This is a genomic window from Actinomycetota bacterium (genome assembly GCA_035765775.1).
Taxonomy (GTDB): domain Bacteria; phylum Actinomycetota; class CADDZG01; order JAHWKV01; family JAOPZY01; genus DASTWV01.
In genome coordinates this window covers 45,056-68,560 of the sequence record DASTWV010000009.1, presented here as the reverse complement: position 1 = coordinate 68,560, position 23,505 = coordinate 45,056, and the positions used below count along the sequence as shown (strand labels likewise).

At 70.5% G+C, this 23,505-nt stretch carries 29 protein-coding genes; 19 read left to right on the top strand and 10 right to left on the bottom strand.

The window, feature by feature from the left end:
• Nucleotides 1-218 precede the first annotated feature (218 nt).
• Complete coding sequence (locus VFW71_01565) at nucleotides 219-1,247, bottom strand: hypothetical protein (protein ID HEU5001454.1); 1,029 nt, start codon at nucleotides 1,245-1,247, stop codon at nucleotides 219-221.
• Nucleotides 1,248-1,338: 91 nt separating this feature from the next.
• Between VFW71_01565 and VFW71_01560 the strand changes: the two genes are divergently transcribed.
• The 16 genes from VFW71_01560 to VFW71_01485 all read left to right on the top strand — a co-directional run bounded on the left by VFW71_01560 (nucleotide 1,339) and on the right by VFW71_01485 (nucleotide 13,879).
• Complete coding sequence (locus VFW71_01560) at nucleotides 1,339-1,755, top strand: cytochrome c maturation protein CcmE (GenBank protein ID HEU5001453.1); 417 nt, start codon at nucleotides 1,339-1,341, stop codon at nucleotides 1,753-1,755.
• Between the two features lie 16 nt (nucleotides 1,756-1,771).
• Nucleotides 1,772-3,787 (top strand): heme lyase CcmF/NrfE family subunit, encoded by a 2,016-nt coding sequence (locus VFW71_01555; protein HEU5001452.1) that lies wholly within the window; start codon nucleotides 1,772-1,774, stop codon nucleotides 3,785-3,787.
• A 10-nt stretch (nucleotides 3,788-3,797) separates the two neighbouring features.
• The gene (locus tag VFW71_01550) at nucleotides 3,798-4,319 is read left to right on the top strand and encodes a cytochrome c-type biogenesis protein CcmH (GenBank protein ID HEU5001451.1); all 522 of its coding nucleotides are present in this window, start codon (nucleotides 3,798-3,800) and stop codon (nucleotides 4,317-4,319) included.
• The gene (locus tag VFW71_01545; GenBank protein HEU5001450.1) at nucleotides 4,316-4,768 is read left to right on the top strand and encodes a hypothetical protein; all 453 of its coding nucleotides are present in this window, start codon (nucleotides 4,316-4,318) and stop codon (nucleotides 4,766-4,768) included. The genes VFW71_01550 and VFW71_01545 overlap by 4 nt, the downstream gene beginning before the upstream one ends.
• Before the next feature lie 16 nt (nucleotides 4,769-4,784).
• Nucleotides 4,785-6,002 carry a hypothetical protein gene (locus VFW71_01540; GenBank protein ID HEU5001449.1) on the top strand — a complete coding sequence of 406 codons (1,218 nt, stop codon included), beginning with the start codon at nucleotides 4,785-4,787 and terminating at the stop codon, nucleotides 6,000-6,002.
• On the top strand, nucleotides 5,999-6,607 hold the full coding sequence (gene ccmA / locus VFW71_01535; GenBank protein HEU5001448.1) for a heme ABC exporter ATP-binding protein CcmA: 609 nt from the start codon (nucleotides 5,999-6,001) through the stop codon (nucleotides 6,605-6,607). The genes VFW71_01540 and ccmA overlap by 4 nt, the downstream gene beginning before the upstream one ends.
• Nucleotides 6,608-6,722: 115 nt before the next feature.
• Nucleotides 6,723-7,418 carry a heme exporter protein CcmB gene (locus tag VFW71_01530; GenBank protein ID HEU5001447.1) on the top strand — a complete coding sequence of 232 codons (696 nt, stop codon included), beginning with the start codon at nucleotides 6,723-6,725 and terminating at the stop codon, nucleotides 7,416-7,418.
• Between the two features lie 49 nt (nucleotides 7,419-7,467).
• Nucleotides 7,468-8,232 carry a cytochrome c biogenesis protein CcsA gene (gene ccsA / locus VFW71_01525; GenBank protein ID HEU5001446.1) on the top strand — a complete coding sequence of 255 codons (765 nt, stop codon included), beginning with the start codon at nucleotides 7,468-7,470 and terminating at the stop codon, nucleotides 8,230-8,232.
• A complete protein-coding gene (locus VFW71_01520) occupies nucleotides 8,229-8,378 on the top strand; it encodes a CcmD family protein (protein HEU5001445.1) in 150 nt (49 codons plus the stop codon). The genes ccsA and VFW71_01520 overlap by 4 nt, the downstream gene beginning before the upstream one ends.
• 178 nt (nucleotides 8,379-8,556) lie before the next feature.
• Nucleotides 8,557-8,922 (top strand): hypothetical protein, encoded by a 366-nt coding sequence (locus VFW71_01515; protein HEU5001444.1) that lies wholly within the window; start codon nucleotides 8,557-8,559, stop codon nucleotides 8,920-8,922.
• Nucleotides 8,923-9,015: 93 nt separating this feature from the next.
• On the top strand, nucleotides 9,016-9,408 hold the full coding sequence (locus tag VFW71_01510) for a 4Fe-4S binding protein (protein ID HEU5001443.1): 393 nt from the start codon (nucleotides 9,016-9,018) through the stop codon (nucleotides 9,406-9,408).
• 63 nt (nucleotides 9,409-9,471) lie between these two features.
• The gene (gene extP, locus VFW71_01505; protein ID HEU5001442.1) at nucleotides 9,472-10,245 is read left to right on the top strand and encodes a selenite/tellurite reduction operon b-type cytochrome ExtP; all 774 of its coding nucleotides are present in this window, start codon (nucleotides 9,472-9,474) and stop codon (nucleotides 10,243-10,245) included.
• 44 nt (nucleotides 10,246-10,289) lie between these two features.
• Complete coding sequence (locus VFW71_01500) at nucleotides 10,290-11,333, top strand: menaquinol-cytochrome c reductase cytochrome b subunit (protein ID HEU5001441.1); 1,044 nt, start codon at nucleotides 10,290-10,292, stop codon at nucleotides 11,331-11,333.
• Nucleotides 11,334-11,385: 52 nt separating this feature from the next.
• Complete coding sequence (locus VFW71_01495) at nucleotides 11,386-12,144, top strand: Rieske 2Fe-2S domain-containing protein (protein ID HEU5001440.1); 759 nt, start codon at nucleotides 11,386-11,388, stop codon at nucleotides 12,142-12,144.
• Nucleotides 12,145-12,189: 45 nt separating this feature from the next.
• Nucleotides 12,190-12,858, top strand: a complete 669-nt coding sequence (locus VFW71_01490; GenBank protein HEU5001439.1) for a c-type cytochrome — start codon at nucleotides 12,190-12,192, stop codon at nucleotides 12,856-12,858.
• 49 nt (nucleotides 12,859-12,907) lie between these two features.
• Nucleotides 12,908-13,879 carry a biotin/lipoyl-containing protein gene (locus tag VFW71_01485; protein ID HEU5001438.1) on the top strand — a complete coding sequence of 324 codons (972 nt, stop codon included), beginning with the start codon at nucleotides 12,908-12,910 and terminating at the stop codon, nucleotides 13,877-13,879.
• 178 nt (nucleotides 13,880-14,057) lie between these two features.
• Here VFW71_01485 and VFW71_01480 read toward each other — a convergent pair whose 3' ends face one another.
• From VFW71_01480 to VFW71_01470, 3 genes are read right to left on the bottom strand one after another with little or no spacing between them, the layout of a single operon-like run.
• Entirely contained in the window at nucleotides 14,058-14,333 is a 276-nt protein-coding gene (locus VFW71_01480) for a glutaredoxin (GenBank protein HEU5001437.1), read from the bottom strand.
• Between the two features lie 26 nt (nucleotides 14,334-14,359).
• The gene (locus VFW71_01475) at nucleotides 14,360-15,106 is read right to left on the bottom strand and encodes a hypothetical protein (GenBank protein ID HEU5001436.1); all 747 of its coding nucleotides are present in this window, start codon (nucleotides 15,104-15,106) and stop codon (nucleotides 14,360-14,362) included.
• A 29-nt stretch (nucleotides 15,107-15,135) separates the two neighbouring features.
• A complete protein-coding gene (locus VFW71_01470; GenBank protein ID HEU5001435.1) occupies nucleotides 15,136-15,549 on the bottom strand; it encodes a hypothetical protein in 414 nt (137 codons plus the stop codon).
• Nucleotides 15,550-15,693: 144 nt separating this feature from the next.
• Here VFW71_01470 and VFW71_01465 point away from each other — a divergent pair, with 144 nt between their 5' ends.
• Nucleotides 15,694-16,497: a sugar phosphate isomerase/epimerase gene (locus VFW71_01465; protein HEU5001434.1), complete on the top strand. Its 804-nt coding sequence runs from the start codon at nucleotides 15,694-15,696 to the stop codon at nucleotides 16,495-16,497.
• Between the two features lie 42 nt (nucleotides 16,498-16,539).
• Here the strand turns inward: VFW71_01465 and VFW71_01460 are convergent, their stop codons facing one another.
• The 4 genes from VFW71_01460 to VFW71_01445 all read right to left on the bottom strand — a co-directional run bounded on the left by VFW71_01460 (nucleotide 16,540) and on the right by VFW71_01445 (nucleotide 18,261).
• Nucleotides 16,540-16,746, bottom strand: coding sequence for a GlsB/YeaQ/YmgE family stress response membrane protein (locus VFW71_01460; GenBank protein HEU5001433.1), 207 nt, complete (start codon nucleotides 16,744-16,746; stop codon nucleotides 16,540-16,542).
• A gap of 230 nt (nucleotides 16,747-16,976) precedes the next feature.
• Nucleotides 16,977-17,798: an SAM-dependent chlorinase/fluorinase gene (locus VFW71_01455; protein ID HEU5001432.1), complete on the bottom strand. Its 822-nt coding sequence runs from the start codon at nucleotides 17,796-17,798 to the stop codon at nucleotides 16,977-16,979.
• A gap of 65 nt (nucleotides 17,799-17,863) precedes the next feature.
• Nucleotides 17,864-17,965, bottom strand: coding sequence for an AURKAIP1/COX24 domain-containing protein (locus VFW71_01450; GenBank protein ID HEU5001431.1), 102 nt, complete (start codon nucleotides 17,963-17,965; stop codon nucleotides 17,864-17,866).
• Nucleotides 17,966-18,087: 122 nt separating this feature from the next.
• Complete coding sequence (locus VFW71_01445; GenBank protein HEU5001430.1) at nucleotides 18,088-18,261, bottom strand: helix-turn-helix domain-containing protein; 174 nt, start codon at nucleotides 18,259-18,261, stop codon at nucleotides 18,088-18,090.
• Nucleotides 18,262-18,535: 274 nt separating this feature from the next.
• On the opposite strand from VFW71_01445, the gene VFW71_01440 reads away from it, so the two are divergent.
• Both VFW71_01440 and VFW71_01435 read left to right on the top strand, forming a co-directional pair.
• A complete protein-coding gene (locus tag VFW71_01440) occupies nucleotides 18,536-18,775 on the top strand; it encodes a helix-turn-helix domain-containing protein (protein HEU5001429.1) in 240 nt (79 codons plus the stop codon).
• Nucleotides 18,776-18,933: 158 nt separating this feature from the next.
• On the top strand, nucleotides 18,934-21,255 hold the full coding sequence (locus VFW71_01435; protein HEU5001428.1) for a DEAD/DEAH box helicase: 2,322 nt from the start codon (nucleotides 18,934-18,936) through the stop codon (nucleotides 21,253-21,255).
• A 27-nt stretch (nucleotides 21,256-21,282) separates the two neighbouring features.
• Here VFW71_01435 and VFW71_01430 read toward each other — a convergent pair whose 3' ends face one another.
• Together VFW71_01430 and VFW71_01425 are read right to left on the bottom strand one after the other, a co-directional pair.
• Complete coding sequence (locus VFW71_01430) at nucleotides 21,283-22,008, bottom strand: nucleotidyltransferase domain-containing protein (protein HEU5001427.1); 726 nt, start codon at nucleotides 22,006-22,008, stop codon at nucleotides 21,283-21,285.
• A gap of 9 nt (nucleotides 22,009-22,017) precedes the next feature.
• The gene (locus tag VFW71_01425) at nucleotides 22,018-23,499 is read right to left on the bottom strand and encodes an aldehyde dehydrogenase family protein (protein ID HEU5001426.1); all 1,482 of its coding nucleotides are present in this window, start codon (nucleotides 23,497-23,499) and stop codon (nucleotides 22,018-22,020) included.
• Between the last annotated feature and the right edge of the window lie 6 nt (nucleotides 23,500-23,505).

Here is a 23,505-nt window from a genome sequence, read left to right as displayed (position 1 = left end):
TCGACAGATCTCAAACAGGGCACAAGGCCAGGACATTTGCGGGTCAGACGCCAACCCGGGGCCGCCGAAGACATCATCGCAGGGACATTTATCCCACTGCCCGGGACGAATGTCCCCGACCTCAGCGGACTCGGAGCGCCGCCCACATCATCGCAGGTCACTTCGCCCGCTTTTCGCGTGCGAATCGAACGCCGCGCTCGGCCCGGCAGCCGGCGGCCCTACCAGCTGGGGAAGGCGTGGCCCTCCGGCCCGGTGGTCACCTGCTGCGGGGTGCCGCCGGCGGCCGGCACCACCCAGATCTGCTGGTCGAGCACCCCGTTGGTGTTCGTCGCCCGGGTGTAGGCGATGTAGGTGCCGTCCTTGGACCAGGAGGGCTCGAGGTCCCGGGTGCACGGGTCGGCACAGGTGGTGAGCTGCTGGGCGCCCGACCCGTCGGCGCTGGCCACGAACAGGGCGTTCGACCCGCTCTCGAAGAACACCAGCTTGGAGCCGTCGGGCGACCAGGTGGGGTTGCCGGCCTGCGGGACCGAGCCGAGCGGGGCCACGGACTTGTCCGCCAACGTGACGATTTCTACCTGGGCCGGGTTGCCGGCGCCGAAGGCGATCCGGGTGCCGTCGGGCGACCAGGAGACGTGGAAGTCGACGGTGCCGTTGATCCCGAGCGACTGTTGGTTGGAGCCGTCCGCCCCCATCGTGTACAGCTGGCCGCCCCGGACGAAGGCGAGCTTGGTGCCGTCTGGTGACCAGGCGGGCGACAGGTTGTCGCCGGTGGCCACCATTTTGGCCCCGGTGCCATCCACGTTCTGTACCACCAGCGGGCCGCCGCCGTCGTTGCTCGCCGACGCCAGCGTGGCAGCCGGCAGCTCCACGTAGGCCACCCGCTTGTGGTCGGGCGAGAGGGCGGGGGCGAACACGGCGTCGCCCGGGTCCTGGGAGGGCACCTGGGGCACGATCGACGCCGGGGCGCCGCTGCCCGGGAACAGCTGGCCCTCGATCCGGGTGACGGCGTAGCTGTTCAGGTCGCCTCCGAGGAAGAGCAGGAAATTGTTGCCGGCGGCCTGGCCGGTGGTCACCGGGGGGCCGCTCGGGATGGGGATGGGCGACGGGGAGGGCGACGGTGAGGGAGCGGGCGCCGAGGCCGCGGGCCCCGTGGAGCTTGCCGCCTTGGGCGTGCCTGAGGAGCACGCGGGCACCACGAGGAGCAGCGCCAGCCCCAGGACCGCCCAGCCCGCACGACCACCCCGCATGAGATGTCACCCTACAAGGAAGACGCGCCCACCCTTCCGGCAGCGTTCCACAGCCTTTCCAGTGGGCACCCTTTACTAAGATGGTCGAGTCATGAGCCCCCGGGTCCGCTTTGGTATTGCTGCCGCGGTCGTGGTGCTTGCGGTGGCGGGCCTGATCGGCTTCTCGCTGTCCGGCGCCACCGACTACTACCGCACGCCCGCCGAGCTCCTCGCCGGCTCCTACAAGGCCAACCAGACCATCCGGGTGGCCGGGGTGGTGGACAAGGGGTCGATCGTGCACAACGGCGCCGAGACCTCCTTCAGCATCACCGACAACCACGTCTCGGTGCCCGTCAAGACCGATGCCGTCCTACCCGACACCTTCGCCGCCGGGGTGACGGTGGTGGCCGAGGGGGCGATGGGGGTAGGGAGCACGGCGGGGACCTTCAACGCCTCGGACGTCCTGGCGAAGTGCCCTTCCAAGTTCAGCACCAAGGTCGCTTCCGGGACCTCTTCGGGGACCTCGTAGGGTGACGACCTAGACCATGGAAGCCGGGCTGGCGGGGCGCCTCGTCCTCTACGCCGCGGTGGCCGCCTCGGCCTGGGGCATCGTGGCGTCGCTGGTGGGCAGGCAGCGGGGCGACCCGCGCCTCACAAGCTCCGGCCGGCGGGCGCTGTATGTCACCAGCGGGTTGTTCCTGGTGGCGGCCGGCATGCTGGTGATGGCCATCGCCCGCCACGACTTTTCCATCGCCTACGTCGCCGACATCTCCAGCCGCACCCTGAAATTCCCCTACACGGTCTCGGCGCTCTGGGCAGGGATGGCAGGCAGCCTGCTGTTCTGGACGTTGCTCACCTCGGTGTACGCCACGTCGGCGGTGGCGGTGCAGGCTCCCCGCCGGCCGGAGCTGGTGCCCGTGGCCACCGCGGTGCTGTGCGGGGCGCTGTGCTTCTTCGGAGTGGTGCTGTCCTTCGGTTCCAACCCCTTCGCCGCCGCCTCGCCCATCTCGGCCGACGGGCAGGGCCTGAACCCGCTGCTCCAGTCGCCCTTCATGAACATCCACCCGGTGATGCTCTACGCCGGGCTGACCGGGTTCGCTGTTCCCTTCGCCTTCGCGGTCTCCGCCCTGGTCTCCGGCCAGCTGGACTCGGCCTGGTTCACCTCCACCCGGCGCTGGACGATGCTGGCCTGGACCTTCCTGACCGTCGGCATCATCCTGGGCGCCGCCTGGGCCTACATGGAGCTGGGCTGGGGCGGCTACTGGGCATGGGACCCGGTCGAGAACGCCTCGCTGCTCCCCTGGCTGACCGGGACGGCCTTCCTCCACTCGGTGATGATCCAGGAGCGCCGCGGCATGCTGAAGACCTGGAACGTCGCCCTCGTGCTGTCCACCTACACCCTGGCGGTGCTGGGCACCTTCCTCACCCGGTCCGGCCTGGTGGCGTCGGTGCACACCTTCTCGCAGTCGCCGGTGGGCAAGTTCTTTCTCCCCTTCCTCGGCGTGGTGGCGCTCGGGTCGTTCGCCCTCCTGGGGTGGCGGATGGACAAGCTGCGCTCCGACCGCCACCTGGACGCCGCGGTGTCCCGGGAGTCGATGTTCCTGTTCAACAACCTGCTGTTCACCGCCATCGCCTTCACGGTGCTGTGGGGCACGCTCTACCCAGTGCTGGTCGGGGCGGTGACCGGGCAGCAGATCTCGGTCGGCCCCCCCTTCTTCGACGCGGTGGTCATCCCGCTGGCGCTCGCCCTCCTGGCGCTCATGGGCATCGGGCCGTTGATCGCCTGGCGGCGGGCCTCGCCCGGGAGCGTGAAGCGCTCGTTCACCGTGCCCGGAGCCGTCGGGGCGGCGGTCATCGTGCTCCTGTACCTGCGCGGCGTGCGCTCGGCCGGGGCGGCGTTCGCCGTGGGGCTGGGGGCGTTCGTGGCGGTGACCATCGGCGGCGAGTTCCTCAAGGGGGCCCGGGCCCACTCCCGGGCGGAGGGTCTCGCGTTCCCCCGGGCGCTCGGGCGCACCATCGGCCGGAACCGCCGGCGCTACGGGGGCTACATCGTGCACTTCGGCGTGGTCCTCATCTTCCTGGGCCTGGCCGGGGCGTCGTTCGTGACCGAGTGGTCGGGGTCGCTGTCCCGGGGCCAGAGCTTCACGGTGGGCGCCTACACCGTGAAGTACCTGTCGACCCGGACGGGCACGAGGCCGGGCGAGCTGATCGCCGAGGCGGTCATGGACGTCTCCCGGGGCGGCCACCACATCGCCACGATGGTCCCGCAGGACAACTTCTACACCGCCCAGCAGCAGTCGCAGGCCAACGTGGCCCTGCGCTCCACCCCGGCCGAGGACCTCTACCTGGTCCTGACCGACCTCAACCCGGTCACCGGCGCCCTGGTCATCCGGGCGTGGGTCAATCCCCTCGTGATGTGGATCTGGATCGGCGGAGCGGTGATGGCGCTGGGCATGGGCATCATCCTGAGCGGGCGGCCGCCCACCGGCCCGCCGGAGCCCGGCCCGTCCGAGGTGGCGGCGGAGGCCCGGCGCCGGCGGCAGGTCGCCGTCCCGGCCTGAGGCCTGCCCCGTGAGCCGGGAACCGGCGGCGGGCACCCGGCGGCGCGCCGGGGTGCTGGCGGCCATCGCCGCGATCGTGGTGATCGCCGCCCTGGTCGGCATCTTCGCCGCCCGGGGACCGGACCCCAATGCGGTCCCCACCGCCCAACAGGTCTACGACCGCACGATGTCGCCCTTCTGCACCGGCCTCACCCTGGCGGCGTGCCCCAGCAACCAGGCGATCGAGCTGCGGGCGACGATCGCCGCCAAGGTGACCGCCGGGGAGACCAACCGCCAGATCAACCGCTGGCTGCTGGCGACCTACCCCAAGACCGTGCTGGGGTCGCCCAGCAGCCCGGTGGCCTGGCTGATCCCGGCCCTGGTGGTCCTGGCCGGGCTGGCGGTGGTGATCGTCGTGGTGGCCCGCGGGGGCGGGAAGCCGGGCGGCCTCACCCCCGAGCAGGCGGAGGCGGCCCTGCCCCCCATCACGCCCGGGGACCACGCCCGCCTGACCGAGGACCTGCGCCGGTTCGCCGAGGGGACGTCGGAGTGAGCCCGGTGGTGGAGGAGGGCCTGATCGTCGTCCTGCTGGGCGGGGCGCTGGCGTGGGTCCTGCGCCCGCTGCGCCACCCGGCCCGCCACGCCCGGGCCGCCGAGGACGCCCGCTGGCGGGAGTTGGTGGAGACCAAGCACGCCCTGTACCGCTCGATCCTCGACCTGGAGTTCGACCAGGCCGTGGGCAAGGTCTCCGACGCCGACTACGTGTTCCTGCGCCGCCAGCAGGAGGCCGAGGCACTCGGGGTGCTCGCCCGGATGGACGCCATGGCGGCGGAGCGGGGCGCGCCCGGGACGGAGGGGGCGGGTGGGGCCTTGGCAGCAGACTCTGAGGCCGGGGCCGGCCTGGAGTCGGGCGACGCCCCGGCGGGCACATCGCTGGAGGACCGGCTGGAGGCCGAGATCGCGGCCGCCCGGAGCCGGTTGCGCCCCCAGACGGGGGCCTGAGGGCGATACTGCCGGCATGACTTCGGTTTCTTCGCGGACTCAGGCGCGCCTGGCCGCCCTCGCCGCTCTCCTCTTGTGCCTGTTGGTGGCAGGCGGTGCGCCCGCTGCCCGGGCGCAGGCGCCGGCCGCCACCCCGCTGCAGGGCACCGTGAAGAACGCCACGGCAGGCGGGTCCGTACCGGCGGGCCTGACCGTGACCGCCCACGAGCTGGACTCGGGCGCCACCACGGAGGTCGCCAGCAGCACGGTTGTGGTGGGGCCGGGCGGGGCCTGGTCGATCGGCAACCTGCCGGCGAAGCCCGGGGACCGCTTCGCCATCACGGCCGACTACCTGGGCGTGACCTACGTTGCCGAGGCCCACCCGCCGACATCGACCGTGCTCAGCATCTACGAGACCACCACCGACCCCACCGTGCTCTCGGTGCCCTCCGAGACGCTGACCGTGCTCACCACCAAGGGCGACACGTTCAACGTCATCCAGGTGCTGGCGGTGCGCAACAGCTCGGACCGCACCTACATCGGAGCCCCCGACCCCGCCGGGTCCGGGCTCCGCCAGACCGTCGAGCTTCCCGCCCCCACCGGCTTCTCCCAGTTCGCCCCCGGTCCGGGGATCACCGGGCAGCTCTCCACCGGTGCCGACGGGATGCCCATGTCCTCGGACCCGGTCAACCCGGGCACCACCAGCGTCACCTACTTCTACGACGTCACCGTGGCGCGCAGCGGCTGGCCGCTCTCGCGCCCGGTCATCTACCCGACCGGCCGGGAGGAGATCCTTCTGGACTCCGGGCTGTCGCTCACCGGGCCCGGGCTGCACAAGCTGAAGACCGTCACCATCCAGAAGAAGCCCTATACCGATTACCAGGGTGGCGCGCTGGCGCCCGGGACGGCGCTGAGCGCCAGCATCACCTACGCCAGCTCCAACAGCCTCACGCTGTGGATCAGCCTGGCCTTCCTGCTCGTCCTGGCCATCGGCTCGGCCCTGGGCTTCCCCCGCCTGTTCCGCTGGGCCAAGGCCACCCGGCCGGCGCAGCCGGGGCTGGAGGCGCCCTCCCGGGACGATCTGGTCGAGGAGATCGCCGCACTCGACGAAGCCCATGAGGCGGGCGAGGTGGAGGATGACACCTACACCTCCCGCCGGAAGCTGTTGAAAACGAAGCTTCGGGCGCTGACCGCGGCCGGCATTGGGGAGGGAAACCTCGATGCAGAGGTAGACGAGGGCGCAGGAGAGACGTGATCACCCTGCGGAAGGTGTCCCGGCTGTACGGCTCCACCCGGGCGCTCTCCGGGATCAGCCTGGACATCGCCACCGGTGAGACCCTGGTCATCTTCGGCCACAACGGCTCGGGCAAGACCACGCTGCTGAAGGTCCTCGCCGGGCTCCTGCGGCCGACCTCGGGGGACGTGGCCATCGACGGCCAGCCGCCCCGGGCGGTGCGGGGCCGGGTGGGCTACCTCGGCCACGAGCACTACCTCTACCCCTACCTGACGGTGGCCGAGAACCTCGTCCTGGCCGCCCGCCTCTTCGACCGGAGCCCGGCGGAGGCCGAGGCCGCGCTGGCGGCCGTGGGCCTGGTGCACAAGGCGGAGGCGCTCGGCCGCACCCTGTCCCGGGGCGAGGCCCAGCGGGCAGCGCTCGCCCGGGCGACGCTGCACGACCCCGACGTCCTCCTGGTGGACGAGCCGTTCTCGGGCCTCGATGAGGCGTCGGCGGCCGCCCTGCCCGCCGTGCTGGCCCGGGAGGGGCGCACGCTGGTCGTGGCCACCCACGACGTGGACCGGGGCAAGGCGATCGCCACCCGCATCGCCACCCTCGAGCGCGGCCGCCTGGTGGACCCATGACCGTTTCGCGGGCTTTTGCATTCTGTGTGCACCCAGGGGCTGCCCACGGCTCCCGGTGTAGACAGAATCCAGCACGGGTCCGGGGAGCCTCTTGACAATGAGCAATTTGCGAAAAATGCTCCTCCTCACGGGCAAGGACCTGCGGTCCGAGGTGCGGGGCAAGGAGATCGCCCCGCTCATGGTCCTGTTCGGGCTGATTCTCGTGTTCCTTTTCACCTTGGACTTCCCGCCCGGCGCCGGGCGGGCCCCCATCCCGCCCCCGACCGCGGGCGGGGTGGGCAGCCGGGACTTGGCGGGGGCCTTCCTGTGGGTCTGCCTGCTGTTCGCCGGCATCCTCGGCTTCGGCCGCAGCGCGGCGATGGAGCGCGAGGGGGGCCGCATCGAGGGCCTGCTCCTGGCACCGGTGGACCCGGCGGCCATCTTCGCCGCCAAGGCGCTGGCGAACTTCCTCTACCTGTGGGTGGTGGAGCTGGTGCTGTTCCCCGCCTTCGTGCTGTTCTTCGACGTCTCCCCCGGCACGCTCCTGCCCGGCATCCTGCTGGTGGCGCTGGTGGCCAACATCGGGCTGGCGTCGGCCGGCACGCTGTTCGGGGCGGCCTCGCAGTACGTCCGGGCCCGGGAGCTGGTGCTGCCGCTGGTGCTCTTCCCGGTGGTCCTCCCCTTGATCATGGGGGCCGAGCGGCTCACCGCATCGCTGCTCACCGGGGGCGGCCTAGCCTCCCAGGGGCAGTGGTTTATGCTGCTCTGTACCTTCGATCTCGTCATCCCGGCGATCGGCGCCGCGGTTTTCGAATACGTGGTGAACGAATGATCCGAGGAACGTGCATGACCCAAAAAAACCCATGACCCGAGAAACCTCGATGCAGTCTGCCATCCGGCGGCTGAGCCTCGCGGTCCCGCTGGCCGGCCTGGCGGGCATGATCGCCATTTTCTTCTGGGTGCCCACCGACGCGGTGCAGGGCCTGCCCCAGCGCATCTTCTACGTCCACGTGCCCACCGCCCTGGTGTCCTACCTCGCCTTCGGCCTCGTACTGCTGGGCTCCATCGGCTACCTGAAGACCAGCAAGCGGCGCTGGGATGCGCTGGCCCACGCCTCGGCGGAGGTCGGTGTGCTATTCACCGGGGCCTGCATCGTGGCCGGCATGCTCTGGGGCCGGCCCATCTGGGGCACCTACTGGACCTGGGACCCGCGGCTCACGACCACCTTCGTGATGCTGCTCATCTACGTCGGCTACCTGGTGTTCCGGGCGATGGCCACCGACGCCTCCCGGGGCGCCCGCATCGCAGCCGTGATCGGCATCGTGGGCTTCGTGGACATCCCGATCGTGCACTACTCGGTGACCTGGTGGCGGGGGCTGCACCCCGACATGCGGCTCATCAACTTGAACGGCCCCCAGTCGCTGCCCTGGCAGATGCTGGTGACGTTCCTGTGGATGACGGTGGTGTTTGCCGGGTTGTTCGTGCTGCTGATGCTGCTGCGCATGCGCCTGGAGATGGCGCAGGACGCGCTCGCCGAGGCCGAGGCCGCCTTCGAGGAGGCCGCCGACGCCCGTGCCCGCCGCCAGCCGGCCGGGGGCCGCCCGGTGCCGCCGGTGGAGCCCGCTCGGGGAGCCGCGGCGGGATGAAGGGCGGACTGGGCTACCTGGGTCTCGCCTTCATCGTGGTGTGGGCGGCGATCGGCTGCTACCTGATCATCCTGGACCGCCGCCAGCGCGCCATCGACCGGCGCCTCGAGCAGCTCCAGGCCGCCGAGCAGCGCCCCGGCGACTAGCCCGGTTCGGCGCGCACACCCGTGCAGGAGATGCTCCTGATGCCTGCTCGCGTGTCGAAGGTAGTCGCTCACACCCCGTTCATGCTGGAGTTGTGGGCGTTGGCCGCTCCGCTATAATGCGGCCCGTCATTGGACCAAGGCCACTCACCAAGGACCCCCGCCACCACATGAACTGCGCATGCTAAGACGACCGCAGTCCACCGAAACGACCTGGGTGAAAGCCATCGTTCTCGGGCTCGCGATCGTGGCCCTGTTGCTCGTGCTCCTGGCGTGGATCCCGTCCTACTACACCTACTGGTGGACGGCGCGGGACCTCTCAGCCCAGAAGTACGTCCAGGACGTCGTGCACTGGATCCCGGGCTTCAAGCACCACACCATCCAGCCCTACACCTCGACCAGGGTGCGGGACGCCATCAGCATGGGCTACCAGACGACGGTGCTGGCCGTGGTGCTGGCCGCCGCCTACATCCACGGCGAGCGGAAGCGCCGCCGGCTGGGGCAGCGGGGGGCGGATGATGTGAAGGGCTATCTCCCAGGCAAGTAGCAGTACGGGCATCGCAGCAGGTACGTAGCAGCACGGCACCAGGTAGCAGGTAGGTACCAGGCAAGTAGCACCGTTCCGGCAAGGGGTGAGGCTATGGAAGACATCGAGAGGCCAACGCTGCGCTCGGATTACGTCGCCCAAGAGGTGGCGCCGGAGTGGCTGAAGTCCATCCGGAAGCCACCGCGCTACATCAACTTCATCCCTGAGCTCTGCATCCTGTGCGAGGGGTGTGTGGACATCTGCCCCTGGTACACCATCTTCATGCTCACCTCGGACATCGTCTCTGAGACCGGTTCGGACGAGATCGCCCGGGACATGCGGGAGAACGACATCCTCTTCGTGATCGACGACGACGCCTGCACGCGCTGCAACCTGTGCGTGGAGCGTTGCCCCACCGGCGCCCTCACCATGGGCCGCCTGGAGGCCGCCAAGGGTGGCGGCGCCCGGGCCCTCGGCACGGTGTCGGGGGAACAGCGGGTCGACTAGAAGGGCTGCACCGACCTGACCCAGCAGCACCCAAGTAGCGCCAGTAGGGAGGCTAACGAGTAGATGGCAACGAAACTGCGGCCACCGAGCCCGGCGGAGATCGCCGAAAAGGCGAGCAAGTTCCGGGAGACGCAGCTCTTCCGCGCCATCTTCCGGCCCGGATCGATCTTCCGGAAGGGCTACCAGGACTCGCCCCGCAACCGGGCGTACGTGGTGATGAACTCGGTCCTGTACCACCTCCACCCGGTAAAGGTGAAGCGGCACGGGATCAAGCTCTCCTACACCCTGTGCCTGGGGGGCCTCTCGTTCTTCCTGTTCATCTTCCTCACCATCACGGGCATCTTCCTGATGTTCTTCTACCGGCCCTCCACCGACGTGGTCTACGCCGACATGGTGAACCTCCACACCACGGTGGCCTTCGGGCAGTTGGTGCGCAACCTGCACCGCTGGGGCGCCCACCTCATGGTGATCACCGTGTTCCTGCACATGGGCCGGGTGTTCTACACCGGCGCCTACAAGCCGCCCCGGGAGTTCAACTGGATCATCGGCGTGACCCTCCTGCTGGTGACCCTGCTGCTGGCCTTCACCGGCTACCTGCTGCCCTGGGACCAGCTGGCCATCTGGGCGGTCACCGTGGGCACCAACATGATGAACAACTCGCCGGTGGTCGGCAAAGAAGTCTACTTCGTCTTACTTGGTGGCTCGCAGATCGGTGCGTCCACCTTAGTACGATGGTATACCTTACACGTTTTAGCCCTGCCCTTCGTGATCGTCATCCTGATGGCGGTGCACTTCTGGCGGGTGCGGAAGGACGGCGGTATCTCCGGTCCGCTCTAACCACGAGCTGACACAGGCTGACTACGGGCTGATTGAGGCTGAATATGGCAGAAACACCAGACGAGGTATACGAGCGGGTACTGGCCGAGGAGCAGGGGAAAGGCTCCTCGCCCCAGGTCGCTCAGGCGCGGGCCAAGGCTGCCCGGATGCGGGCGTCCAAGGGCCTGCCCACCACTGCGGCCGAGGCGGCCGCGGCGCGGTCGGCGGAATCGGCCCACGCAGCCGAGGCCGCCCCGCCCCCCGCCCAGGCTCCTGCCGCCGCGGCCGCCGCTCCGGCAGGCCCGACCGCCGGAGGCGAGGACCCGGAGGCCGCCTTCACCCGGGTGCTCGCCGAGGAGCAGGCCAAGGGATCATCCCCGGCGGTGGCCCAGGCCCGGGCCAAGGCCGCCCGGATGCGTGCCCAACGGGGCACCTCCCTGCCCACCGCGTCGGCGGGCGTCCCGGTGGGTGCCGGGGTGGCCGCCGCCACCGCTGCGGCGCCCGCGGCCTCCGCGGCGCCCCGGGGCCGGGGATCTGCCGCCCGGGCCGCCCGCGCGGCCAGTTCCGAGCCGGTCCCCGAGCGGATCCAGCGCCTGCTGGCGGTGGTCAAGCCCGAGGCCATCCAGCGGGTCGAGAAGGAGCCCATCGACCGGGTCAACACCTGGCCCCACCTGATGGCGGCCGAGATGTTGGCCATCCTGGCGGCCACCCTCTTCCTGCTGGTGATGGCGCTGGTCATCAACGCCCCGTTCCGCGAGATGGCCAACATCAACCAGACGCCGAACCCCTCGAAGGCCCCCTGGTACTTCCTCGGCCTGCAGGAGCTGCTGCGCTACTTCCACCCGCAGGTGGCCGGAGTGACCATCCCCCAGTGGATCATCGTGGGCTTCATGGCCGCCCCCTTCGTCGACCGGAACCCGTCCACCAAGCCGGCGGACCGCAAGCTGGCGATCGTGCTGATGACGATCTTCATGTGCTTCTTTGCGGTGCTGGTCTCCGTGGGCGTCCTGTTCCGAGGCCCCGGCCAGAACTGGGTCTACCCCTGGAAGGACGGGCTGTTCTACTTACGGAACCTCGACTCCCTCGGGGAACACGGATTCGAGTTGTGATGCACCCCGCTGTTGTCGCGCGCCCGTCCACTGGTTCAGGAGCCGTCCGGATATGAGTATCGGTAGCCTTGTAGCGCTGATCGTCTTCATCACGCTGGCCGCGTGGGTCCTCTTCATGGTCTACCTGCGGGCCAAGCCGGACGCTGCCCCGGAAATCGAGGGCTCGATCATGGCTTCGTCCGGGGAGCGGAACCCGCGGCCCCGGGCTTCCTTCGACGACGCCGCGGGCGTCACCCGGCGCCAGTTCCTCAACCGGGCCTACGTTGCCGCCGTGGTGGTGGCTCTCGGCAACTTCGCCCTTGCTTCGCTCGACTTCCTCTGGCCCCGCAACACCGGGGGCCTCGGGGGCAAGGTCATCGTGGGCGACGCCAGCCAGCTCCGCTCGCAGCTGGAGAGCACCCGGGTGCCCATCGCCGACAGCGACACCGCCGTGCTCCCCCCCGGCATCTTCCTCATGACCTACGAGGGCCAGCCGGCGGCCGCGGCCAAGGTCCCGGCCTACGTGCAGGCCAACACCGCCGAGTCAGGCTTCGTGGCCTTGTACCGCAAGTGCGTGCACCTGGGCTGCACGGTGCCCTTCTGCAACACCTCGAAGTGGTTCGAGTGCCCGTGCCACGGCTCCAAGTACTCGATCAACGGCGAGTACCGGGCAGGGCCCGCTCCCCGCAGCCTGGACCGGTTCCGGGTGGACATCGTCAACGGCCAGGTCGTCGTGGACACCTCCACCCTGATCACCGGGCCGCCCCGGGGGACCGTCACCTCGCAGCCCAATGCCGAGGGTACCCACTGCGTGAACATCTCGGGGGCATAGCCGGCGATGAGCGATCCTGGAGGCCCCACGGGGCCCATGCAGCCCATGCGGCGCAAGCCTGAGAAGGTCCCCCCCGCCCTGCGGCCCGGGGACACCGACGACGTCCTGGAGGGCCCGCGCCTCACCCGCATCTCGGTGTGGGGGCTGATCATGAGCCTGCTGGTGGCCCTGTTCATCTTCTTCTACTGGGTCCACGAGCCCACCCGGATGACCAACGCCACCGCCTTCTTCGACCACAACCAGGTCCTGCGGGGCCAGCAGTACTTCTACCTGCCGACGGACCCCAAGACCGGCCTGACCAACACCCGGGGCATCGGCTGCGCCCGCTGCCACGGCAACGGCAACATCACCTCGGGCGACAACTACGGCGACAACGCCGATGGCGGCACGAACACCTACATCGACTCCACCACCGGCAAGTCATCGACCGCCGTGGTGCCGAACCTCACCGGGGTCTTCGCCCGTTACGCCAACCCGGCCAAGCGGCCCGGCTACAAGACGGCGCTGGCCTTCATCCAGTCCACCATCGAGCAGGGCCGCACCAACGGGGTGATCGGCGACGGCGACGACATGCCCACCTGGAGCCAGAAGTACGGCGGCCCGCTGACCGACCAGCAGATCAACGACATCCTCGCCTACCTGGAGACCATCCAGAAGCCGGTGGTGGCGCCCTCCCCGGCTGCTTCCTCGCCGGCTGCTTCCCCCACGCCATGACGCAGACCGTGAAGACCGACGTGCAGACCCAGCTGAAGGGAGCCGCCCAGTGAGCGTGTTCACCAAGGGCGTCATCGCCACCATCGCAGTGCCGGGCGTGCTCTTCCTCCTCGTCTACATGCTGCTGTCGATGATCCTCGGCGCCAAGCTCGCCTACCTCGTAGAGGCCTGCGTGACCTTCGGCTGCCTGGTGATCATGGGCTTCATCTGGACCATCAGCGCCCTCGGCCCGACAGGGAACGCCACGGCGTGGCAGGGCATCGGGGTGGGGCCGGGCATCACCAAGGCCAGCTTCGACGGCACCACGTACGACCTGTCCAGCTATCCCAACAGCCCGCCGTGGGTGAAGCCCACACAGGGCAAGTACCTGGCGGACCTCAAGAGCGCCGATGACGAGCTGGCCGAGGAGTCGGAGGTCAAGACCGTCATGGACGGCCTTGTGGGCAACGCCATCAGCCCCATCCCGGGTGTCCTTGCCCAGGTGAAGCCGCTCATCCAGGGCACCATCGGCCTAGAGACCGGCAAGTTCACCGAAACCGACATCCGCATGCAGCCGGCGACGGTCAAGGGCAAGGCCTCCATCATCGCGGTGGCCAAGGGCGTCGCCTCGGCCCCGGTCAGCGAGCAGAGCCTCCCCAACAACCTGCAGACCGCCACGGTGGTCAAGTACCTGGTGAAGGTCGGCGATACCGTCAGCAACGGCCAGGACGTGCTGGAGGCGACCGCCAACGGCCAGAGCTTCAACCTGCCGTCCACCGACTCCGGGGTGGTGGCCGCCTTCGGGCCCGCGGCCGGCTCCCTGGTCCGGGCCGGGGTGCCGATCCTGATCCTGGATGTCTCGAGCCACCCGGGTTCCCCGCCACCGGTGACCATCGTCGCCGTGCGGGTCCGGGGCGACCTCCACACGCCGGCGGCGATTGTGTTCGTGGTATCGATGATCCTCTTCCTGCTCCACCTGCTGGGCCTCAACCGCTACGAGAAGGCCCGCAAGCAGTCCGCCCTGGCCGGGCAGCCCACCTAAGGCCGAAGCCTCCTCAGGGGCCGACTTCCGGGGGACATTTGTCCCACTGCCCGGGACGAATGTCCCCGACCTCCGCCGAGGGGCCGCATCCGTGGACCCCAAAGGATGGCGCGGGTCCGGGTGCCCTCGACCCGCCAAAAAGGCGGCATGACCCCCCAGTCCCTTTGCACGCAACGGACTAATCCCCGCTCTGGCCCCCATCGGTGGCCGGCCGGGTGCGAATCTGCTCGGTCTCCCGCAGCAGGCCGGGCAGCACGGCTGGGTCCATCCCCACCTCGTAGACCAGGCGCCCGCCCACGGCGACCGCCGGGACGATCCAGCCGTACTCGGCCTTGAGGGCCTCATCCCGGTCGATGTCCACCTCGTCGTAGGTCACGCCGGCGGTGTCCAGTACCCGCCGGACACCGTCGCACAGGTGGCAGCCGGGCCGGCTGTAGACCACCACCGTCGCCATCGGCTCCCCTTCGTTCGTCGGGGATGTCAGGGCGTGGCCGGGGCGGGGCCATCGGCGGCAGGCACCGTGGCCGGGGCCGCGGCGGGGCGGCTGCGGGTGCGCAGGAAACCCAGGAACATAAGGGTGATCCCGGCGAGGAGGCCGGTTGAGAAGAGCGCCGCCACGTCCGATCCCCTGCCCAGCCGGATGGCGATGCTGGCGGCGGCCACCACCAGCGTGCCGCCGGCGATCATCAGGTTTCCTGTGGCCAGCCGGCGCAGGTGCTCCGACCGCTGCCGCAGGAGACGCCCGGAGGACCACAGGGCGCCGAGCACGACGATGGCGAAGGCGGTGTAGGAGTAGTAGCGGGACAGGGCCCGGGACAGCGGCGCCCGCCCGATGATCACCACGCTGGACTCCGGGATGCCGCGGACGGCCGCCAGTGCGATGGCGTCGAGCGGCGCCCGCACCAGGGTCCACGCCCCGACCGTCGCTGCGCCCACCACCAGGGCGGCGAAGACGTGCGCCCACCGGCGGGGGGCCAGCAGGTACACCGTCCCCACCGCCAGGAAGGGAACGTTGATCAGGGCGCCGAACAGGTAGTACAAGCGGAACAGGCCCGGCGTCCACCCTCCCCGGACGCCCTCGGCGGTGGCCAGCGTGGCGAGCGCGAACATGCTGAGCGCCGCGGTCCACGCCAGCTGGTGGGGCCGCCGCTTGGCCAGGTACTGCTTGGCGAGCTGGGCGGCGAAGGCGGTGCTGACCAGGGCCGCGCCGAGGGGGAAGAGCCACACGGTGCGGCACAGACTAGTGCGTCGGTGCCCTACCCAGTGGCCGCGGCCACCGCCTTCCCAAAGGTTTCTGCTGCCTTACCGGCGGCCTTGCCGGCGGCGTCCCCAGCCCTGCCGGCGGCCTTACCCGCTGCCTCGCCGGCCTTCTCCGCGGCCTTGCCGGCGGCGTCGAGGGCCTTGCTGGCGGCGTCCGACTGTGCCAGGCGCTGGGCGAGGTCGTGGACCTTGTCGGGCACCTTCTTCAGCGCTTCGCCCGCGGGTCCTTCTGCTTCCCGGATCCGTTCCGTCGCCCGCTCGGCCGCGTCCTTGGCCGCGTCCCTGGCCCAGTGGATGGCCTCAGGCGCCTTGTTCTTCACCTCGATGGCCCCCTTCACGCCCGTGAGGGCGACCTGGTCGATCAGATCCAGGACCAGACCCACTCCGGCGCCCGTGAACGCACCGATCATCAGTCCCTTCCACGCGTTGCGCATCGCGTCACCTCCGTACGTCGTCTCTCGGCTCCGGTCAGTACCGGCGTTCCGCCTTCGGCTGCTCTGTCTTGAGTGTCCCCGGGCAGCCCGGTGCTCAATCCCGGCCACTACAATGCGCCGGTGGGTGACCACCTCCCCGAGCAGGCCGGGCCGACGATCGCCTGCTCGACAGGCTCCTTCTGGATGTGGGACCTCGAGCGGACCTTCGGCACCATCGCCGAAGCAGGCTTCGACGCCATCGAGCTGATGGTGACCCGGGATCCCCGCACCCAGTCGGCGCGGGTCCCCCAGGATCTCGCCCGCCGGGACGGCCTGCGCTTCATCGCGGTGCACGCCCCGATGCTGGTGGTGACCCGGCGGGTGTGGGGGCCGAACTCGCTCCGGATCATCGACCGCTCCGTGGACCTGGCCAAGCAGCTGGGGACCGACCTCGTCGTCGTGCATCCGCCCCTGATGTGGGACGTGAAGTACCAGGCGTGGCTCCTGGGTGACCTCGACACCTACGAGCGGGACCGGGAGGTGACCATCGGGGTCGAGAACATGTTCCACGTCTGGGTGCGGGGCCGGGCGGTGAAGGGCTACCGGTGGCTGTCCCCCACCGAGGTGCAGCAGTTCCCCAACGTCACCCTGGACACCAGCCACTGCGCGGTGGACGGGAGCGACATCCTGGCCTCGCTGGACACCGTGGCCCCCAAGCTGGCGCACATTCACCTGTCGGACTCGCACTGCGACCACCGCGACAACCATGCGCTGCCGGGCAGCGGCGTGCTCCCGCTGGACAGCTTCCTGCGCCGCCTGCCGGATGTGGGCTACCGGGGCACCGTGGCCCTGGAACTGGACCTGCGGGGCCTCACCCCCGAGCCGAAGAAACTGCTCGACGCCCTGCGCCGGGCGCGGGACTACTGCCTGGAGCGGACGGCGTAGCGACTATCCTGAGGCCGCTATCGTGTGGGCCGTGGGCGGCTCTCAGCGCCGGGCGAGCCCGCCGAGGAGGCGGAGGATGAGCAGCAGGACGACGGCCCCGATGAAGGCCATGAGCACGGTCGCCCAGAACGGGTGGCCCTGGGGGACCGAGACGCCGAGGTTGCGGTACACCCAGCCGCCGATGACCGCGCCCACCACACCGACGACGACATTGAGGAGGCAGCCCATGCGGGGCCCGGTTCGTGCCACCAGGCTGGCCAGCCATCCGGCCAGCCCGCCGACGATGATCCAGAAGATGGCCAGCTCGAGGCCCTGGTGCGAGTCGGCCAGCGTCAGCGCAACACCACCTCCTGCGCGCTCAGGAGCAGCCCATGCGGCGTAACACGTTCTTCGCCATTGTGCTCCTGTTGGCCGCGATCCTGCTGGCTGGCGTGCTGGGGGTGCTGCAGGTCAGCCACGAGCTGCCCCACTAGATCCCGCTAGATCCCGGCCGCAGGAGATCCGCCCGCGAGGCTGAGGGTTACCTTGGTTCCTCGGCCGGCACCGAGCGCCTCGGCGGCGCTGCCCCGGTTGTAGCAGATGGCCACCAGATCATGGGAGTCCACCAGTACCACCGGTTCTCCCGACCCCACGCTGGCGAACGTGTCGCCGTAGGGCGCCCGCAACCGCTGGTCCCCGACCACGATGTCCAGCACGTCCCCCGGGACAGCACCGGCGGCCGCGAGGTGGGATGCGGCCAGGCTCGTGGTCAGGTTGCCGAAGCGGTCGATGAGGACCACTTCCCCCACCGCCTCTCGTACCGGCCTGCCTTCGACGACGCCGGCGAAGGGGGGCTCCGGGGTCACCAGCTCGGCGACCGGCACTGCCGGGCCGAACGCGCTCAGCTCGACGCCCCGGGCGATGTGGCCGGCAGCCGGGGCGAAGATGTCCCGCCCGTGAAAGGTCTGTGACGGGCGCTCCGCCCGCAGCGTGGGGTTGGTGAGCTCGTAGCACTGCGCGGGGCCGCCCAGCGCTTCGGAGGCCGGGATCAGCAGGCCGTTGTCGGGACCGACCAGGCAGGAGCCGCTGCCGGTCTGGAGCACGATCCCACGCCGCTTGGTCCCCACCCCGGGGTCGACGACGGCCAGGTGGACGGCGGGCGGGAAGTGGCGAACCGCTTCGGCGAGCAGCGCCGCCCCCACGGCAATGTCGTTCGGCAGCACGCCGTGGGTGATGTCCACCACGGTGGCCGCCGGCGCCACCCGCCGGATGACGCCGTGGCACACCCCCACAAACTCGTCCGCCAGCCCGTAGTCGGACAGGAAGCCGATGGTGGTGTAGCGGTACCCCTCCCCCGCCGAGACGGTAGGACCCTCTTGCGCGGGTCCTACCGGCCGAGCTGACGGCGCTGCCAGCGCGTCTTGCGCAGCATCTTCTTGTGCTTCTTCTTACGCATCTTCTTCCGGCGCTTCTTCACAACCGACGACATGCATTCACCCCCGACCTGTAGTCCGACCTTGAGCCCGACGTTGAGCCCGAGCTTGAGAAAGGCAAACCAGCAGTATGACGGGAAGCCGCGCGCTCCGGCAGGTCAGTGCGGTCGGGGCCGGTTCACCCGGCGTCGGAGTAGGCGTTCCTCAGGTACGCCTCGACGTCGGACTCCCGGACCCGGTACCGGTTGCCCACCCGCTGCGCGGGCAGCGTCCCGGAACGGATCAGCCGGTACACCGTCATGTTGGATACCCGCATCACGCGGGCCACTTCGGCCACGCTCAGCAGCTTCATGGAGCTGGTTAGGCAGGCCGGGTTGGCACTGACATGCCCAATTTAGCGATCCCGACACACATCATCGCAGAATTCTAGCGATTTTCTGACTTGGGATCCGCCACCTCGTGCAAAGTAGCCGGTATGCTCCAGCGTGCAATGACCACATCGGACTCAGGTTTGGGGAGGGAGTTCGAGCCACGCCACATGTACCATCCGTATCGTGGTAACCTCACGTAGTTGAGGTTATCTGTCCAGGTCGCGGGAAGTGGTTTAGCGAAAGGAAGGGGGCAACATGGCAGGAGAGGCGCGAGAGAACGAGTACCTGCTGGCTGCGCAGGTAGCTCGCCTGCTGCACGTATCGCCGAAGACGGTGTCCCGGTGGGCGAAGGAGGGCAAGCTGCCCTACGTTCGCACCCTGGGTGGGCACCGGCGGTTCCCGGGAGCCCCAATCCGTGAGCTGGCCGAGCGCCTGGCGTCCGAGTCGATCTCCATTGAAGAGGTACTGAGCCAGACCCCCGGAGGCCGGAACTAGCCGGAACTAGCCGGAACTAGCAGCGGTTCAGATTTGCACCAGCACTGGCTACCCGCTCCCCCAAGCGGGTAGCTGCGCGTCTGGGGGCCTTCGCGTTTCCCAGGGGCCGGCTCGGGTTTCCGGGAGCGAGCACGGCCCCGAGATAGCGTGGCGGGACCGTGGATCTCGAGTCCCTGCTGACCAGCCTGTCCCCCGACGGTCACCCCCCGGCCGACCCGGAGGAGGCCCCCGACGAGGGCCTGGTGCGCCTTGTGCGCCTCCCCGCCCGGGCGGGGACGGCCGTGGCTCCCGACCCACCGCTCCCCCGGTTGCTGGCGGCCCGGCTGCAAGCCCTGGGGATCACCGGGCTCTGGACCCACCAGGCCGAGGCGCTGGCCGCCGTCCGGGCCGGGCACAACGTCATCGTGTCCACCGGGACCGCCAGCGGCAAGAGCCTGTGCTTCAACCTGCCGGTCCTGGAGCGGCTGCTGGCCGAGCGGCGGGCCCGGGCGCTGTACCTGTACCCCACCAAGGCCCTCGCCCAGGACCAGCTCCGGGCGCTGCGCGCGCTGGCGGTCCCCCCGGTGACGGCGGCCACCTACGACGGCGACACGCCGGGCGATGAGCGCGCCATGGTGCGGCGCTACGCCCGTATCGTCCTCACCAACCCCGACATGGCCCATTTCGGGCTGCTGGCCAGCCATGCCCGGTGGGCGGATCTCTTCGGGGGCCTCGCCTTCGTGGTGGTGGACGAGGCCCATACCCTCCGCGGGGTCTTCGGGTCGCACGTCGGCTGCATCCTGCGCCGCCTGCGCCGGGTCGCCCGCCACTACGGGGCCGACCCCACCTTCATCCTGGCGTCGGCCACCATCGGGAACCCGGGCGACCTGGCCGAGCGCCTGATCGGGGCGCCCTTCGATGCCGTGCAGCACGACGCCGGGCCGAAGGGCAGCCGCCTGTTCGCCTTCTGGAACCCGCCGCTCAAGGACGAGGCGTCCGGCCGCCGGGCGTCGTCCAACTGGGAGACGGCCCGGCTGATGGCGGCGTTCGTCGAGGACGGGGTGCGCACCCTGGCCTTCGCCAAGTCCCGCAAGGGCGCCGAGCTGGTGGCCAAGCATGCCCGCAGCATCATTGAGGCGCCCGAGACCGCCCGGCGGGTGCGCGCCTACCGGGCGGGGTACCTGGCGGCCGAGCGCCGGGAGATCGAGCAGCAGCTCTTCAGCGGCGAGCTCCTGGGTGTGGCCGCCACCACGGCCCTCGAGCTCGGGGTGGACGTCGGGGGCCTGGACGCGGTGGTGATGAACGGGTTCCCCGGCACGGTGGCCCAGGTCTGGCAGCAGGCCGGGCGGGCCGGGCGGTCGGGGGGCGAATCGGTGGCCGTGCTGGTGGGCCACGAGGACCCCTTGGACCAGTACTACCTCTCGCATCCCGACGTGCTGCTCACCAAGCCGCACGAGGCGGCCCTGGTGGACGTCACCAACCCGCGGATCCTGGAACCGCACCTGGGGTGTGCCGCCCACGAGCTGCCGCTGGCCGAAGGTGAGGCCGAGGCGACCTTCGGCGAGGGGGCGGCGCCGGTGGTCGGGGCGATGGTGGCAGCCGGCGACCTGGCGGTGCGGACCCCCAAGGCGGGCGGGCGCACCCGCCTCCACTGGCGCCGTCGGGAAGCCCCGGGCGGGGCCCTCGACCTGCGGTCCCTGGGGGGCGAGGCCTACCGGATCGTGGACGCCGGCACCGGGGCCCTGCTGGGCACGGTGGACGCCGCCCGGGCCTTCGGCCAGGTCCACCCCGGGGCGACCTACCTCCACCAGGGGGAGAGCTACGTGGTGGCGGGCCTCGACCTCGCCGAGCGGGTGGCACTGGTGGAGGCGGGGACGCCGGACTACTTCACCCAGGCCCGGGACACGTCGGACCTGCGGGTGATCGGGGTGACCGCCTCGGCCCGTCTGGGGGCGGTGGACTGCTTCCTGGGGAAGGTCGAGGTGGGCCGCCAGGTGGTGGCCTACGCCCGCCGGTCCATCGACACCGGCGAACTGCTCGACGTCACCCCGCTGGAGTTGCCCCCCGAGGTCCTCGCCACCGTGGCCATGTGGTACACGGTGCCCCCGGCCATCGTTGCCCGCGCCGGCATCGACGCCCCCGACCTGCCCGGGGCGCTGCACGCCGCCGAGCACGCCGGCATCGGGGTCCTGCCGCTCTTCGCCATGGCCGATCGCTGGGACATCGGCGGGGTCTCCACTGCCCTGTCGGCCGACACCGGCCTGCCCACCGTCTTCATCTACGACGGCTACCCCGGCGGCATGGGCATCGCCGAGCGGGGCTTTGCCCGGGCCGAGGAGCACCTGGCGGCCACCCTGGAGGCCGTGCGGGGATGCCGCTGTGAGCGGGGATGCCCGGCCTGTGTCCAGTCGCCCAAGTGCGGCAACGGCAACGACCCGCTGGACAAGGCGGCCGCCATCCGGCTGATGGCGACGATCCTGGGCGAGCCGGCGACGAGGTAGGACGGTGACGGCCGGCACGGCACGACGCTAGGCGGCGCCCCACAGGCGGAGGTGGACCTCGATCGACCATGCTTCGATCGCCGCCCGGTCGGGGGCCTCGGGGATGGTGCCGTCGGTGAGCGCGGCCGCCAGGCTGGCGTCGAGGCGCTCGAACTCCCGGCGCCATTCCCCCAGGGGCACCTCGCCCTTGCGCACCGCCCGGAGCCACCCGGCGGTCTCGCCGGCCATCGGCAGCGACAGGGACCGGGTGGTGAGTAGCTCCAGGCCCTGGTAACCGAGGCGGCAGGCATGCATGGCCCGCTTGGTGTTGAAGGTGCGGGTGAGGGGGGGCGCAGCCAGCAGCTCCCGGGCCTGGGACTGCATGTACCCCCGGTAGCGGGCCACCAGGTGGCGACCGATGAAGCGGTCGCCCATCGCCTGCAGCTCCCGGCCCTCGGCAGTGGCCTGGAGCACCGGCGCCCAGCAGGCCATGAGGATGGAGGGGTTGCCGCTGGCGGCCAGCCGGAGGAAGCGGCGCAGCGAGTGCAGCGTCCGGTCGGTGTCGCCCGGGCCGGACTGCAGGCCGCCCAGCTGGGTGCGCTGCATCACACTGGGCAGCCCGCCATCGCGCAGGCCGAGGACGTCGCGCGGGCGCTCGACGACGATGCCCATCTGGTCGTGGTCCTCGCCCCCCGGCAGGCCGGTGCCGTGGGCAGTCGAGCCGACCTCGACCAGCAGGATGGTGGTGTCCGGCACGGGCGGGATCTCGGTCACCGGTGCGCCTCAGTCGATCCCCTGGGCCTTCTGTACCCGGCCGGAGAAGTCCACCGACACCGCCTTCCACTCGGTGAACTCGTCCAGCGCCTGCGGGCCTGCCTCCCGATGACCGTTGCCGGTGGATTTCATCCCCCCGAAGGGCAGCTGGACCTCGGCTCCGATGGTGGGGGCGTTGATGTAGACGACGCCGAACTCCAGCTCGGCGATGGCGGTGAACGTGGCCCCGATGTCCCGGGTGTAGACCGCGCACGAGAGGCCGTACTCGGTCCCGTTCGCCACCGCGAGGGCGGCATCGAGGTTGGGCACCGTGATGATGCCGGTCACCGGCCCGAAGATCTCCTCCCGGGCGATGCGCATCTGCGGGGTCATGGCGTCGAAGACAGTCGGGGCAATGAAGTTGCCCCGGTCGTAGACCCCGCCGGTCAGCTCGTGGCCGCCGGTGAGGACCACGGCTCCCTCCTGCCGGCCGACGGCGATGTAGTCCAGGATGCGGGCCTTCTGGGTGGCGTTGATCACCGGGGCCAGCTCGACGTCGGGGTCCAGCCCGGAGCCGGCCTTCATGGCACCCACCCGGGCGAGAAGGGCCTCGGTGAACGCCTCCTTGATGTCGGGCAGCACGATCAACCGGCTGGTGGAGGTGCAGCGCTGGCCGCTGGTGGCGAATGCCCCCCAGGCGGCGGCCTCCACCGCCAGGTCCAGGTCGGCGTCGGGCAGCACCACCATGGCGTTCTTCGACCCCAGCTCCAGCGAACAGCGCTTGCCCTGGCGGGCGCAGACCTCGGCCACCTGCCGCCCCACCGCCAGGCTCCCGGTGAACGAGATGGCGGCGACGCCGGGGTGCTCGACCAGCGCGGCGCCCGCGGCCTCCCCCAGGCCGTGGACCAGGTTCAAGACACCGGGCGGCAGCCCGACCTCCTCGAAGACCTCCACCAAGATCCCGGCCAGCAGCGGCGTGTCCTCGGCGGGCTTGAACACGCAGGTGCAGCCCGCGATCAGGGCGGGGGCGATCTTCCACAGCGGGATGGCGACGGGGAAGTTCCACGGGGTGATCAGGCCCACCACGCCGACGGGGTGGCGAAGCGTCATGGAGAACTTGCTGGGCAACTCGGCGGGCAGGGTGTTGCCGAAGGAGCGGCGGCCCTCGCCGGCCATGTAGAGGCAGAAGTCGATGCCCTCCTGGACGTCGGCCCGGGTCTCGCGCAGCGTCTTGCCCATCTCCCGGGTCATGAGCCGGGCCAGCTCCTCCTTGCGCTGCTCGAGGACCAGCCCGGCCCGCAGGACGTAGTCGGCCCGGCGGGGAGTGGGGGTGCGGCGCCAGCCCGGGTAAGCCCCGGTAGCGGCGCCGACGGCAGCATCGATATCGGCCGCGCCCGACGCGGGGAACGTGCCGAGCACCTCGTCCCGGTCGGCCGGGTTCCCGCTCGGGAAGGTCTCCCCCGAGGCGGCGGGCACCCAGCGCCCTCCGATCCAGTTGCGCCCTTCGGTCACCCCTCC